Origin of the sequence: Mesorhizobium sp. LSJC269B00, from assembly GCF_000502815.1 — a bacterium.
In the GTDB taxonomy this organism is placed as follows: domain Bacteria; phylum Pseudomonadota; class Alphaproteobacteria; order Rhizobiales; family Rhizobiaceae; genus Mesorhizobium.
This window is the reverse complement of the sequence record NZ_AYVN01000029.1, coordinates 1-14,678: the sequence shown is the minus strand read 5'-3', so window position 1 is coordinate 14,678 and position 14,678 is coordinate 1. Positions and strand designations below refer to the sequence as shown.

The window sequence follows — 14,678 nt, the reverse complement described above, 5'->3', positions numbered from 1 at the left end:
CTTCGACGAGGCGCTGGCGGCTATCCGCAAAGACTGCAAGATTGCCGCCGTCACCCGCTCCGAAAAAGGCTCGGTGATCGTGCGTGGCGAGGAGACCGTGGTCATCGAGGCGACCGCCATCAAGGAGTTGGTCGACACCACCGGCGCCGGCGACCTCTACGCCGCCGGTTTCCTGCATGGCTACACGCAGGGCCACAACCTCAAGACCTGCGGCGACCTTGGCTCGCTGGCGGCCGGCCTGGTGATCCAGCAGATCGGCCCAAGGCCAAGGCAGAATTTGCGCCGCGAGGCGGAACGGGCTGGGTTGCTGTAGATGCACGGGCAACTAACCAGCCGCCCTACTGACGCGATCATCGCAGTGGCGGAACTGTGTCAAAGCTCGCTGATAGCGACAGCCATTCGCTTCGGAGAACTGACTGATCCTGCTGCCGTGAAGCTCGCTGGAAGAGCGGTGCAAGGCGGGCTTGCCTTGACGGCATCACCGTCATCGAGATCGCCACCGGCATTTTCCAGAAGCTCAGCTTTACGAGTATGCCTATCGTTCGGTGCCGATCCATTCCCGGGTTGCCGACATGGTGCAGGCCCAGCGCCTCCGCAAGCTGCTGTTCCCGTCCCATACCGACCAGACCAAGCCCCGCGACAATTTCCGTAAGGGGCTGGAGCGGTTTAAGGCCCTCCCGGTGTGCCGGAGTATTTCCAGCTCTACGATCTTAAGCGGATTGCGATCTCCTCATGCTGACCCGCCAGGGCGTGTCGCACGAAGCCGTATCCCACTACGTTGACCCCAAGGGAAATCTGGAACAACGACCATGATCTACGACCTTGGTCTCGTCGATCCCTTGCGCCCCGTCACCGAAAGACTCGGCGCCCTGCTCGGCATATAGGCTCCGACGACGAATACTTAACCCTTTAGCCGATGAAATAAGATACAAATCTCCATCGATATCAGGCTAGATTATACCATGTCATCTTCTGAAAGTTACTCGGTTCGAGGCGACCGCGCCTTAGGCGCGGGCGATCAAGATAAACTTGGCTTCCGAGGGGTGGCCAAGCGTATTGCTACGTCATTGGTCGACCGGGCATCTGAGGACGGCCTAGTCGTCGGACTTGAGGGGGCTTGGGGTTCTGGAAAATCGAGCCTGCTATTTTTGGTCGGCGATGAGCTCGGCAACCTACCTCCCGAGGGAAGGCCGACAGTCATTCATTTTCGACCTTGGCTGATCGGCAATCGGGACGCCCTGATCGTTGGCCTTTTCGGCGAGTTTTCCAACCAGTTGGATCGACTGGCTCTCGCAGCTGGGGACGCTACGCCAATCTCAATCAAAAAGGCTAAAAACGCCGGCAAAGCCCTGCGCAGCTTCATGGGCGGATTAAGCAAGGCTGGAGGACTCATTGAAGTTGCAGGGGATTTTGCAGGGATTGGCGCGATTAAGCTCGCGGGCAAAGGCCTGAAAGCCGCAGGCGACATGGCCGGAAAACAAGCCGATCCTCAGTTGGCCACTCTCAAGGACCAACTTGTCGCGTCGTTGCGCGATCTTGGTCACCGTTTTGTCGTCACCATTGATGACGTGGATCGGTTGGAACCAACTGAAATTTTGGAAATTCTGCGCCTGGTAAGGTCTGTTGTCGATCTTCCGAACGTAATCTATCTGCTCTGCTATGATAGCGAAGTGCTGGCACATAGCATTCAGGAAGCCGCCAGTGTCCAGAACGGCGGGGCTTTTCTCGAGAAGATCGTCCAACTGACCGTGATGGTGCCCAAGCCGGAGGCTTTCCAATTACGCCAGTGGTTTGCCGAGGCACTACAACAAATTGGAACAGCTAAGGATGAGGACGAGCGCGAGCGGCTACGCAAGGTCATCGATCACGAGGGCGGCCGGCAATTGCGGACTCCTAGATCGGTGGTTCGGGCATTAGATTCAGTTCGTTTCTTTTGGCCCTCTCTCCGGGGAATTGGCGCCGATCTGGCGGATCTGGTCTGGCTGCAACTGATTAAAGACGGCAATCCGGCGTTGTATCGATGGATCGAAGAATACTGCGGAACGGCGGCGGCCCTGTCCTTGGGAACGGCCCGGGTGGATGAAGCGGAGAAAAGCCAGCAGGTGGATTCACTTGAGGCCGCAGCCGGCAAAAACGTCTTTGACGACCATCTCTATCGGCATGCTTTCTCAGAACAGCTTGCTGGCGTTACCCCGAACTTCTCAAAAGCCGGACCTGCATTCCAGCTTTTCGAAAGAGTTGACGACCGAACGAGAGATGAGGCGATTCAAGGTCGGCGCCTGGCCAGCCCCGACCACTACAGGTTCTACTTCGCGATGGCCATACCATCCCACGCTCTGACGCAAAGTGATTTCGATGCCTTGCGGGACGCACTGACAGTTGGTCCCGATAAAACGACAGCGGTGCTGTTGACGTTGCAAAGCCAAAATGCGGCCGGAACTCTCACCAAGGCTGACTTGATGATCGAGCGGATGAAAGGTGGCGCCTACGAACTGTTAAACGGGAAGCAATGTCGAAACCTTCTTATGGCCTTGGCGAACAGCATGGACGAGGCATACCGTCTTCGTCCGTTCGACGGGTTTGCTTTCAGTTCATTGTGGGACAGGACGCTTCCGCTCGTAGCCCTGCTTTTGGCGCGGCTGAAACCCGCTCAACGCAGTACCACAACCCGTGACATGTTCGCAGAGGGCGCTGCAATCGGATGGCTTACTTTTGTGTTTCGGCATGAGATTTTTGCCCATGGCCGGTTCGGAGATCGGAGTCGTAACGAGAGCGACTGGGTATTGGCAACGGAGCAGCAGGTGGATGACGTTATCCGCATCATGCTCTCGCGGTACAATGCAATGACCCTCAAACACATTTTGCACTCTCCTCGCCCGCTAAGCCTTCTCTTCGCATGGCAGCAAGCCGGCGATGAGGAAGGCCCCCGGCGGTTGTTGGGCACTCACAGCAAATCGGACGAGGGGCTTTTACAAACTCTTGAAGGGCTCACCTCTCAGATCAACAGCAGTGATAGGGGAATCGTCACGGTGCTGTCTAGACAAAATATCGAGCCATTTCTTGACTACGAGCAGGCAACAGGGCGAATAAAGGCACTCGCGTCGAAACCTAGATTCAAAGAGGCCGCTACTAAGATCATGAAGCTTATCGACGAAGGGAAGCAATTCTGAAACGCCTTTTTACCGCGGATTTTTCTGACATCAGCGCTTAACGTCATTTTTTGACTGTGACGCAATGCACCAACGGCGGTTTCGGCTGCAAATCCCACCAAAAGAAAGTACGGCTTATGGAAGCCCTGCAAGCGCTGGTGCTGACCAGCACGCAATTGCCTGACATGCTGACGGACGCTGGGAGACAAGGGGCGGCACTCGCCGTAGCCGAGCTCCACGCTGATCTTCGCCAGTCGCCCGAAGATGCTACGTTACAGAAGCTCCGAAGCTACCTGACCGAACCGGCTTCCCTTTCCAATCCCCATGACCAGTGGGCAGACAGCGGGCTGGTCCGCGGATTCAGGTTACCTCACGCGGAAAGCCAAGATCCACGGCGTGGTTCATGAAGTTCCAGAGGCAAACCGGCCTGCACGAGTGTTTTACTCGCCAACCCCCCGCTTACGGCCGGCGGCGCGAATGGACATTTGCCGATATCGGGTTGGCGTGGGATGCTTACTACCGCAAACGGTAACATTCCATATTGCGTAGGGGCGATGACAGAGGGCAAATATCCGGGGGAGCTGGCCTCCCCGGAGCAGATTTATGAACTGGCTGAGGAGTACCGCAGAGCCGCAACCGAGCTCCTTAAACTCGGCCGATCCGGCAAGCCGCTTACTCGAGCGCCGTTTAGACTGTGCGCCATACACGCGATCGAACTCTACCTGACGGCGCTTTTGCTCCGCCGTGGGCACAACCCCAATCAGCTTCGCAAAATGCAGCACGACCTGTCGGCGCGGACGGAACATACCTTAGCAGCGGGATTGCTACTTCGCGCGAAGACCGCCAAGCATCTCCAGTCCCTCAGTCAGAACCGTGAATACCTCGTAACTCGCTATGGGCCAGAAATGGCCGCAACCGCTTCACACATAACGCGCCTTACCGCCACGCTCGAAGAGGTGGCGGTAAAGGTCACGGTATTGATCGGCCTACCGCCAAAAGCGCCGGCAGGCCCGGTTGCAGGCGGCGCGGCTCAAGGCCGGGATTCGGCGGCCTCGTTGTCCGCTGCGACAGCCAATTCGACAACGTGATGCAACAAGAATACATCAACGAGGTACGCGGCCTCGTCTCGTGAGATCGGCAACATGTTTGCGGTGATCTCACTATGGATTTGTTGGCCGGCACGGCAGATATTGTCGCGGCTTATGTCCAGAAAAACGCCACGCCGTTACCGGTCTTCCGGATTTGATCGCAAGCGTTAATTTGGCGTTGAGGGGGGATTTAACAGCCGCCAGCTCCACCAGAGGCAGAACTTGTTCCGGCGGTCAATCCCAGGCGGTCGGTGTTCCCCGACTACATTATCTGCTTGGGAGACGGAAAAATTCAAGTCTCTCAGGCGGCACCTCAGCGTCCAGACCTGACACCCAAAGATTATAGAGCCAAATGGGACTTGTCCGTGACTACCTATGGTGGTCGCCCAGTTATGCCGCCCAGCGGTCTGCCCTTTCGAAATTCGCTGGCCTGGGACGCAAGGCAGCCGTCAAAACACCTCTCAAGAAGTCTCCGGCAAAGCGGCGCTCGAAGGTCTAATCTCCCCGCTCGTGCAACTTCTGGACTCTTTGCTATGGCCGACGCATTCTCGGCCGGGAGATGGCGATGGGCAACGCGGTTCAGCCATGGCGAGCATGTTGGTGGCGCACGTCTCTCAAAGCCCGTCTTGCAATCGTTTTGGCGCTGCTTGGGATTTCATCTACTGCCTATATCGTGGCAGACAGCCGGCCGCGGCTCCCGGTCGTTCACTCCTTTGGTGCGTCATCGAGCGAGATTACTGTGCGCAAGGTAGGTTGCGACATCAAGGGGAACATTAACGAACGCGGCGAGCATATTTATCGCGTACGGGCCAAGAGTATTACTTGGCCACCCGGGTAAGCTCTGCGCGTGGGGGAGCGATGGTTTTGCTCCGAATGGGAAGCATTGTGGGCTGGTTGGCGAAAGGCAAAGGTATGAAAAAGGTTGGGGCTTCCTTTAGCGCTGAAGAGATCGCGAGCGAGCTAAATCGTCGCCGGAATGCTCAAAGCCAGCTCGAACATGACCGAGGGAGTGCAGCCCAACGTTTCCGGGAGCCCCGGAACGATATGCGGTGTGTTCACTGCGGACAGCTACAGTGTTGAATCGTGCCGATGGAGTCGGCCTGTGCACCGAATGCCTGCATAGAGACTAACGCCTGGGAGCTCGACGCGAGAATAGCAGGGGCGAACGACTCTACGGTCACTACTGCCGTATCCAAATAATGAAGAATTCCAAAAAGAAAAAGATTGCGAAATTCTAAACACGACGTAATGTGCCCTCGGGTTTTGGGGGAGTACGCGTCATGCGGTCAGCTACAGATCGCAAACTTTTGTGTCTGTTTTCCAAACTTGTCCTGGTATTCGCAAGCAGCGGATGTTCCCCTATCTACACGGGGAGCCCCCCTCGTGTATTTTCTGTAAATGAAGAAGTCTCTGATTTTAAGAAGGAATTTGGAGCGCCAAATTTCCAATCATACCTCTCGTATTCTGAAGATCAGCAATTTTCATACCGAAATAATTATGTCTATGCGCGAATGTATGCCATTGACCTCAACTTTTCCGAATTCGAACGAAGGCTCCAGGCCGATAGCAGCCAGCTCGATGTGGCAGGTTCCGTCGCGAACATTGCGCTTACTCAAACCTCCACTCTGATTGCTCCAGTGGGAACCAAGAATATTCTCACGAGCGTTGCTGCCGGTCTGACAGGCACGCAAGCTGCCTATGAACAAAAGGTGTTTTTGGGCAAGACTGTTCAGCTTCTCGAAAGCCAAATGGAACTGGATCGAAATCGCCAAGCGACGCAAATTTATCAGCGGCTTCGCCTTCCCGCCTCACAGTATTCACTGTCCCTCGCCCTGTCTGACTTGGAAACATATTATCAAGCTGGGACAATGGCCAATGCACAAATCAATATCTCTCATGATGTGGGCGAGCGGGCGATAGCTTCGTCTGACGAGAAGGCGCAGACAGTTTTGGAGGCTACGCCGTCGGCCGACACGAACTACCAGAGCTTGATAAAATTCCTATACCCAAACGGAGCGGCCGGAAAGATCGATCAGGATCGAAGGAAATATCTGAAATCCTTGTTCTTAAGCCCGGCAGAACTGATGGTGGTTATTCAATCTAATTCATACAGATCGGCGCGAGAGGCGCTTGTTTCTTGCGCAAATCTTTATTTGAAAAGCACTCCGTGTAAGTCGAAGACGGTTGCACTACAGTAGAGGAGTTTGTTGTGGGAGCAGTTCGGGTCTATAAGGGATTTTCTCTGGCTGAAGCTCAGACCAGAGCGAAAATGTTCAGCGACGACGGCGCCTCGGTTGAAATCGTCAAAGACAACGGGGCATACGCGATTAGGGTTACTTACCCTGAGGTTTCGACCGGCTCTAGCGAAGACGATCCGGCGACAGATACCCAAGCGGCGCCGATCCCACCTGACACCAATCCTGTACCGCAAAAATCCATCGGCGCAAAGTGGAACGATCTCGTCGCGGAGTACAATGCCTACGATGCAGTACCCGTCGAACTTAAGGTAGCGTCGCTGTCGCAGTGGATTTTGGAATCAAACCGCGGGAACAGTGATTTAGCCATGAAGGCCCTCAATTTCGGCGGGATAAAATATCGCGCTCGGATGGAGGGGTACGCGAGCGCCGTCGACTATACGGGATCCGACAACGAGGATGCGGTTTATTGCCTGTTCTCGTCGGTCCATGCCTTCATCGCCGGGTATTGGCATTTCATCGAGAGCGGCCCCTACGACGGATGGAAGCAATTTAATGACGACGGCGCAGGCTACATCAGGCATATCGCACCAAATTATGCTGCAGATGCCAACTATGTCATCAAGGTCCTGTCGCTGTTCGATGAGGCTCGATCATTTCTTGGTGGCAGCCAAGCGCCGGCCACACCAGTGCCGCCCAAGCCGGTAGCAACCCCACCTGATGACATCGCACCTGGAACGAAGAACATCCGAGTCGCCGTCGTTGTCGGCCACAACAGCGTGAGTACCGGCTCATCTGCGGTATCGCCAATCTCGAGAAGCGAATTCGCGTTTAACGGCGTTGTAGCTGATCAGATTGTCGCCGAATCGCCCCATTACAATGTAATTGCAGAGAAATTCCTTCGAGTGAGTCAAGGCAGCTACTCCTCCGAGATAGCGCAGGTATACGGCGAGGTCCAAGCCTGGGGGGCAGATTGCGCAATCGAATTGCACTTCAACAGCGCCAGCCCCGAAGCCACTGGATCGATGGTCTTGTTTCGCGCCGGCAACGGTGTCGCGCAAGGCCTTGCCCGACCCTTGGCGCTCCAGATTCAATCCCTTCTCGGACTCCCATTGCGAAACGGCAATGGCCTGCAGCCTCTTCAACCCGGCGATCGAGGTTATGGATCCGTCAGCGCGCTCGCCACCGTGCCGAGCGTCTTGATTGAACCGTTCTTTGGTTCGAACAAAGGCGACTGCCTGAAGGTTGCATCAATCGGAGAGGCAGGGCTCGCAAGAGCCTATCTCCGAGGCGTTAGGGACTGGGCTTCCGCGTCGGAGGCCGTATCATGAGAAGACCCTTTCGGATTGAATGGGTGCTGGTCGCGCTTTTCGCGTTCAGCCTTCTCATCGGCTCGCCAACAGTCCATGCCGTCGCAAGTCCCACGCTCCAGACGCAGCGGATTTTAGCTCAGACCGAAGGCCGGGATAACCCGCCTCCTGGCAGTCAAAAGACCGAAAATATCAAGCCAGCCAACACTGTCACGGATCAACCAGGGGCCGTACAGCAACCCCCTAAAGTCATTGAGACATTTAAGTCGAATGGGACGACCTACTACTCGACGAAACACCCTTGGGAAATTTACTTGACGGCGTGCACCGTCATTTTGTTAATATCCATGACTTTGATCCTGACTGCGATCGCCTGGAGAACCGGTTTCACGCCTGATTTTCAAAAATCGTTCGTTATTCTTACGGTTATATTCGCTGCACTATTTCTAATTGTGGCGGGATATTCCGATCAACAGACAGCCCCGGTGTTCAGTTTGCTGGGCGCGATAATTGGCTACGTTTTCGGAAGGGTCAACGTCGCAGATCAAATTCTCTCAGACAAGATTGTTGCAGCCAAGCAGCTGGATCAGGCCAAGGCAGGCGATGTGCCCGCCCCCGCAAAGGTTCCTTCCAAGCAGACTCCTCCACTTTGAGGTGCCGAAATGTCATCGCCGAAGTTTCAGTTTACTCTGTTGTGCATTTCATTGATCGGCATTCCGACTACGCTTTATGCCGATGAGATTGGTCAGTTCGTTGTTCCTTGGAATAAGGGGGAACGCCTCACTAACAGGGATGCCTTGATCCTCAAGAAACAGTTTGGCCCAGGCGTGACAGACAGTGTCGGACAGGAATTGGGCGGATCGGATGGAATTTTGATTCTACCTGGCGGTTCCGCACAGTTCCCGAGAGAACTAAACGGCGTGGACCCAGGAACCCTCCAAGCTGACCAATCAGGTTTAAGTGCTTGCTTGCTTTCGAAGACGTCCACTTTCCCCATCGCTGACAAAGTTGCCATTTGCAATTCGGCCGACGCCTCACTCAATTTGCTAGTCAGCGTCGACGGAACAGACACTCTTTTGGCGATTTCGAGTGAAGAGGTGAAAGTTGTCGACGTTACGGGAGCGGACTCTATTGTCGGGAAGGTAGCAACGTCCGGCGTCGACAATTCTTTCGAATTGAAAGCCGGGCAGTTCTACATTCTGCAAGGCCAGGGCGGGAAGTGGGTTCTTGCAAATTAATTTTAGGGGAGGCGTTGCTATAAACTGGGCGCTTCACTGCGGAGTACGTTCGAATAGATCTCACGGGGCGTTTCAAAGAGGGGGAATGATGCGAACTGCGGCGCTGTTCAGCTTCGCTCTCCTAGCCGCAATCTATACCACGGTTGCGATTGGTGATGAGTTGGATCGACCTGGCATTGGCTACTGGTGCTACAACCCAATTCGCATTCCGAGCAAGGCCGACAGGCTGGCTTTTGTTGATGACGTGTCTTCGGCAGCAATAGAAGCTGAGCGAAAATGGGGGGTCCCGGCTCCCGCCCTAGCGGCAATGACAATTGTCGAGTCCGGGTTCGGAACGACCCGCATTGCCATAAAGTCCAACAACATTCTTGCCTTCAAGTGGCCGGGCGATAAGATCGCCGCAGGGCACGGAAAGTTTGTGCTCTGGTGCCAGCCAAAAGAGGACGCCGGTAACGTATACCCTGCCTTTAAAAGCCGTCGGGAGGCGATCGATTTCGTGGCATCGCGCCTTAGTCTTTCGAAGCACTACAGGGCCGCCACCCTTGCCTATGGCACCGATCTAAAATCCGGCCTCAGCCGCAAAACCGCGGGCCAAAACTGGCGTGTGGCGATCGCGCCGCTCTACAACTGGAAGCCGGAAGAATACATCCGGTACGTCGGACGTATGGCCGATGACCCGATCGGCGATGGTAGCCGCAGCCTTTGGTCCCTGGAGCCCTGACCCATGAAGCCAATCCGTTCCCTGTATCCGCTGGTTCTAGCAGTTTCGGTACTTTTCACCGCTGCGGCACCAGCGCTCGCCGAGTTTCAATGTGCTCCCGAGGGGGCCAAACCGACCCTACCCATCAGTGACCCTTTCTTCGCTTCGGAAACTACGGCTTGGTCGAGCACCACGAAGGGTCGCTATACTGAGGGCACTGGCGGCAAGGCCTGTCGGGACGTTGCAGTTCCAGGCTATGAGGGCCTTCCCACAAAACGCTGTACCTACGCGGAAGCGGATGCGGGCAAGGGAAGGTTCCCGCCCCTGAACGCTGAAGTGATCGTTCTCAACCCGTCTTCTCAGCAACTCGCATCTTGGAGCATCAATGCCTGCCGGACGAATGGTGCCCCAGCGGCTGCCATGCCGAAGTGCCTGGAAAAGCTCCGTAACTCTATCGAATCGAGCAATGGCGCTCAGTTCCCGGTCGTCGGCAGCGTCGTCGAAAGCTACTGCAACTCTTCCAACAAGTACGGGGCTTGCGGGACGCTTGATGAGACTAGCGTTTGGCTACGCCCAAGGCACACGTGGTTCCGCGATGGCGTTGCCGTCGACTATAAAGACACCCAAGGGGTACACTGGGACGACAGGGTCTACTCGCAGGCCACCTTCGAAGCGATCCTTGACGTCTCGAAATCCGACGCCAACCTCGGCAACACGTTCAATGTAGCACGGGTCGCCGCCGCCGAACGCGAGCAGTGGCGCGCCTGGCGCCACCACGTCGGCAAACCTGAGATGCTGGACGGTCTAACGGGAACAGTAGATGGGGGCGGCTGGCGCACGGTTGCCGCGGCTGTGCACAAATCCGCTTGCAGGGGTTCCTCAAACGAGCTCTTCAATGCGGTTGTGTTTGCCAACGGAAGCTGGACCAAGCCGTGAGCAAGCCCGTTAATGAGGCGGAGGTGAGCATGGTGCGTTTCGATACGGAGCCCTGACAGGTCGTACGCTCACCACAACTTTCAAAGGCGAAGGCACGGTATTATCCGTCGACAAGGCAACCAGTTCTGGCGGATATTGTCGTCGAAACCCACGCGTCATTCCGTGACCTTACGAACAAATTTCCGCCGATTTCTTTGCCCACCGGTCCTGGTGACCACAAAAAATGGCTCGGAGCTAGATAGATGGAAGGTCCAGCCGAGGTCTCGGAAACTGATATCTCCTCGGTTGAAGCTGCTTTTGCTGGTTTTTCGACCGACTACCCCGAAGCACTGGTCCGCATTGCGTCATTGAGGGCTGAAAAACAACAATATCTTTTGTTCGGCTGGGCCGAATTTTATCCCTTTGACATGACCGCCCCGTCTGGCTGGAAAGCCGGCAAGAAGCCATGGACCGTGCCGGGGCTTCCCGGATGGACGTTGGGCTTTTCAACTGAGCGGGTGTCCAGTTCCGACGCCTTACGTTGGTACGTGAAAGCTGCTTCCGGCGGGGTCAACATCGCGTTGACAGCCCCGAAGCCCGTCCTCGCAAAAGCGCCCGCGTTGGCACGAGAACCGAACTGGGGCAGGTTCTCCACTGCGGTTGATGCACCCTTTGCAATGCGATGGCACGATGGTCCCCGTATTCACCGCCTTGTCCCAATGGAACGGCCCGCCGGTCCGATTTGGAAGCTCAGAGCTAATGTCGAAGCGCGTGCTTGGCTCCAGGACAATCTAGGTTTCGATCCATTCACTCGGGAGGAATGGCTTTGCGGCCTTGCGCTGCTTGCAACGGACCCGGTCTGCGCGTCATGCCGGGTTTTTCCGAGCTCAAGAACCAACGCCGGAGAAACGCTTTCTCTTCACCTCGTTCCCAGACGCACGTGCGCACGAACAGCCGACCTCACCTCGCTGACAGTACACGTAGTTGAGCGGCGCTCCGAAGCTTGGACGAGCATAGCGTCGATCCCGGTCACAAAAGACGGATTTGCCACCTATCAATCCCCCCAGCTCACAGATCGGGTTGGGTGGGCTGTCGTTTGTAAGGAACGAGGTCTGTTGCGAATTCACGAGCCAAACTCCTGGGTGGGCCAGATCAACATAGGAATGGCTGTGAATAGCGGAACCAAACAGGTCGAGGTCCCATCAGGCGGACGACGTAAGCCGCCTCAAACATATGAGACTCCGATCCTCAGCCCTGTGCAGACATCGGTGGTAGGGGGTCCTGTTGATGATCGCGCCCGCAAGCGCCTGCGCCGTCTGCTTATACAACGTCGCGTCCGCGAGCAGCGAGAAGAGGCCGCGCAGCGCTTGTTTGGATTGCTCCCGTCGTCGAATTCGTCAGCCCCATCCGAAATTGAGACCGCAAGGAAGGAGGCCCAAGACTACATAGTCGATCTGGTTCGCCGCGCGCGCAGGCGCCTCATTTTCGTCGATCCGTTCTTTGGGCCACGCGAGGTGCGCCTGTTTGGGTTGCAAAACCCGCATGGCGATGTGACCCCACGAATATTGACGGGGCTACTTGGACTCAGGACTCTGAGTGTCGGAGTCCAGGGCTTCCAGGTGCAACAGGGCCTGCAGTTAATTGCGGATCTGAAGGGATTAGAGACGCAACTCGGACGTCGCACTCCTGTCGTTCGCATCATGCCAGGCCAGGACCAATCGATCATCCACGATCGATATCTCGTTATCGACGACGAGGTTTGGCATTGCGGACCAAGTTTCAACGAATTGGGCGAACGGTTGGGACTCATTATCAAAGTGCCAAACCCCATGCAGATCCGCTTGATGATCGCGCGCGTTTGGCTTGCTTCGCAGCCTTTGTCCCAAGGGAGCCCGCCTTCCGCGGAGGAGGAGGCGTAAATGGCGGATTGGAAAACGGTGCGAGCCGATGGGATTGCCGCGGCAAAGCGGATCCTCGACGAGAGGTCTGACACAGCTGAACTTCGCGCGATCGTCGCATCCTGGATAGCGGGAATTGGGCTCGAAGGCTCCCAGCCCTCCGAGGATCTGACGTCCGATCCTTCGACGGTCGACCTGGCCGAGGATCTTGAGCGCAGAAATCTTCCAAAGTTGGCGGAGGCTCTCCGCCTTCTCCATCAGAGAGAAGGGAAAATCCCACAAGGGCATTGGCTACTCGCCAAATTAGTTGGCTTAGCCGCTGCTGACAATTTCGCACAGGCTTTGATAGAAGACGAATTTCGACCTCCGGTGCTCCTCTCAATGGACAACGAGGGCTCTTCGGACGCGTTTATGAGTGCGCTAAGTGAGCGCCTCAAATCCGACCAGACTGCGCAAGACGGGTTCTGGAGAGCGGTTGAGCGATTGGTGAAACAACTCCATAGCAAGCCGGAGGCTTCGGGGCTTTCCGCCCACCAGGAAACGATAACCCGAGCCGTCCAATCTTACCAAGCCAAACCCGACGTCGAGGAGGCATGGGAGAGTCATCTGGACAGTCACGTGTTTTTCGGCGACGGATACTTATTCGACATCGCACGGCGGGTTTCCCCGGCTCGATACCTTGAGTACCTTGGACAATTGCCCCACCCCGTTTTCGTCGAGCAATGGGTCGCCGAAAACCACGGCAGAAACCTACCTGATTTGGTTCGCGCTGCGCCGCTCGCTTTCGATCAAGCCGGCACCTTTCAACCACAAGGAATGGTCATCCTGTGTCTGCTGAAAGCCTGCAGCGCAGAATGCCGCCGGATTGCATGGGGGGAAGAAGCGGCGGCCCACGACCGTCAGGTGATCGATATAGATTCAGCCTCGTCCGAGCTGCGGATTTTTGTGGACGCCCTGATTGGTGGCCTTTCCAAGCGCCAAGATGGGACCTTGGTAGCCTGGTGTTGGCTTGAGCACCTTATTCTCGAGGGCGAACGCGGAGGATCGTGGCGCTATAATGGGCAGGACCGCGAAGAAGCGGTTCTAGACCCACTGGTGACCTTGATCGGCCAACTTTCGTCGATGCTTCGTTCGCGTCCCGACTACATTGCATGGATCAACGAAGTACAACCCCTTCGGCGGATTAACCGTATCGCCGCCGTACTTGCTGTTGCGGGTCAACAGCAGAGCCCGGGCGCCGATCTAACGCCCACGTTGACGGATGTGCTGATCCCTGTCGCGCCATCCTATCCCCTAGCGGGGTCGGCGCTTTCTAGCCCCGATTGTGTCGTAGGCCGGATTGGAGGCGGCTACCTACTGTCTGCCAACAACCCCGTGCACCACTGGAAGCCCTCTGGGACGAGATTCGCCCGCTGAGAGAGCATGCTTGGAGGTTTCAGGACGGGGACACGAGAAATGACGTCGGCAAGATCCTGGCACTTTGGGCCATATTCGCGATGGAAGCTGCATCAGGAGAACTCAAGTGCAAACTTTGGCTTTCCCTGAGGAAAGTCTTGGAGGACGCTATGCAGACCGACCACGCATCCTCACCTGATCGCTTCTGGCCCGATGCGCTGCGCCGCTTTTGCCTCTCGGCAAAAGATGTCCTTCCAGACGAACCAGCAGATCGTCTGGAATTCCTGTCGGAGTTACTGCGCCCCTACGTTAGAGCCAACGGCACATTCTTTGACCTAGTCTTCGCGCTTGAAGGCAGCGGTGTGGACAGGTCATCTATCGAAGCAGCAGTCGCACGATGGAGTTTCACGTTGAAGGTTCTCGCGGCCCAATATCTCGCTGCAGAAAACCTACGCATCGAGAGAAAAATTCTTTCTTTCCCGTGGCTGGATCGCGTCCGCTCTCTTGTTGGTGAACGGATTATTGAGGGCGATTAATCCCAGTTTGGCCCTCGCAGTTGGTGATGACGCCTTGAACGTCTCGTGTTGCTGACCAGCACTGACAAGCACGGTAGAAAGATTTCACTACTTGATATTGAAATACTTTCACGCAAGCGGTTCATCAGGTGAGAGTCTGGTATTTTTTGGATGCAGGCAAGCCGGTGTCGAATGTGTAAATGGTTGTGTGCGTCAAGTTCTGCAAAAAGGGGCGGCCATGATGCTGGTCATGCGGCTTGGCGCAGAGCGAGCTT

The 14,678-nt window shown here is 56.0% G+C and carries 13 protein-coding genes; all 13 read left to right on the top strand.

Annotation, left to right across the window (positions count from 1 at the left end):
• A partial coding sequence (locus X771_RS0135570) for a PfkB family carbohydrate kinase (protein ID WP_031203432.1) occupies positions 1-313 on the top strand: 313 nt, incomplete at its 5' end.
• Positions 314-962: 649 nt separating this feature from the next.
• Positions 963-3,170 (top strand): P-loop NTPase fold protein, encoded by a 2,208-nt coding sequence (locus tag X771_RS136055; RefSeq protein WP_084566861.1) that lies wholly within the window; start codon positions 963-965, stop codon positions 3,168-3,170.
• 533 nt (positions 3,171-3,703) lie between these two features.
• Positions 3,704-4,237, top strand: coding sequence for a hypothetical protein (locus X771_RS136060; RefSeq protein ID WP_023690633.1), 534 nt, complete (start codon positions 3,704-3,706; stop codon positions 4,235-4,237).
• A gap of 251 nt (positions 4,238-4,488) precedes the next feature.
• A complete protein-coding gene (locus tag X771_RS1000000169620) occupies positions 4,489-4,989 on the top strand; it encodes a MucR family transcriptional regulator (RefSeq protein WP_245262838.1) in 501 nt (166 codons plus the stop codon).
• Positions 4,990-5,517: 528 nt separating this feature from the next.
• Positions 5,518-6,435 (top strand): hypothetical protein, encoded by a 918-nt coding sequence (locus tag X771_RS136065; protein ID WP_156936066.1) that lies wholly within the window; start codon positions 5,518-5,520, stop codon positions 6,433-6,435.
• 71 nt (positions 6,436-6,506) lie between these two features.
• Positions 6,507-7,763: a glucosaminidase domain-containing protein gene (locus X771_RS136070; protein WP_023690631.1), complete on the top strand. Its 1,257-nt coding sequence runs from the start codon at positions 6,507-6,509 to the stop codon at positions 7,761-7,763.
• A complete protein-coding gene (locus X771_RS1000000166125) occupies positions 7,760-8,395 on the top strand; it encodes a hypothetical protein (RefSeq protein ID WP_023690630.1) in 636 nt (211 codons plus the stop codon). Before X771_RS136070 ends, X771_RS1000000166125 begins: the two co-directional genes overlap by 4 nt.
• Before the next feature lie 9 nt (positions 8,396-8,404).
• On the top strand, positions 8,405-8,980 hold the full coding sequence (locus X771_RS136075; protein ID WP_023690629.1) for a hypothetical protein: 576 nt from the start codon (positions 8,405-8,407) through the stop codon (positions 8,978-8,980).
• A gap of 85 nt (positions 8,981-9,065) precedes the next feature.
• On the top strand, positions 9,066-9,701 hold the full coding sequence (locus X771_RS136080; RefSeq protein ID WP_023690628.1) for a glucosaminidase domain-containing protein: 636 nt from the start codon (positions 9,066-9,068) through the stop codon (positions 9,699-9,701).
• A 3-nt stretch (positions 9,702-9,704) separates the two neighbouring features.
• Positions 9,705-10,616: a hypothetical protein gene (locus X771_RS0135555; RefSeq protein WP_031203425.1), complete on the top strand. Its 912-nt coding sequence runs from the start codon at positions 9,705-9,707 to the stop codon at positions 10,614-10,616.
• A gap of 242 nt (positions 10,617-10,858) precedes the next feature.
• On the top strand, positions 10,859-12,514 hold the full coding sequence (locus X771_RS1000000168565; protein WP_156936065.1) for a VPA1262 family N-terminal domain-containing protein: 1,656 nt from the start codon (positions 10,859-10,861) through the stop codon (positions 12,512-12,514).
• Complete coding sequence (locus X771_RS136095; protein ID WP_023690624.1) at positions 12,515-13,909, top strand: hypothetical protein; 1,395 nt, start codon at positions 12,515-12,517, stop codon at positions 13,907-13,909.
• A gap of 149 nt (positions 13,910-14,058) precedes the next feature.
• Positions 14,059-14,424 carry a hypothetical protein gene (locus X771_RS136100; RefSeq protein ID WP_031203423.1) on the top strand — a complete coding sequence of 122 codons (366 nt, stop codon included), beginning with the start codon at positions 14,059-14,061 and terminating at the stop codon, positions 14,422-14,424.
• Positions 14,425-14,678: the final 254 nt, after the last annotated feature.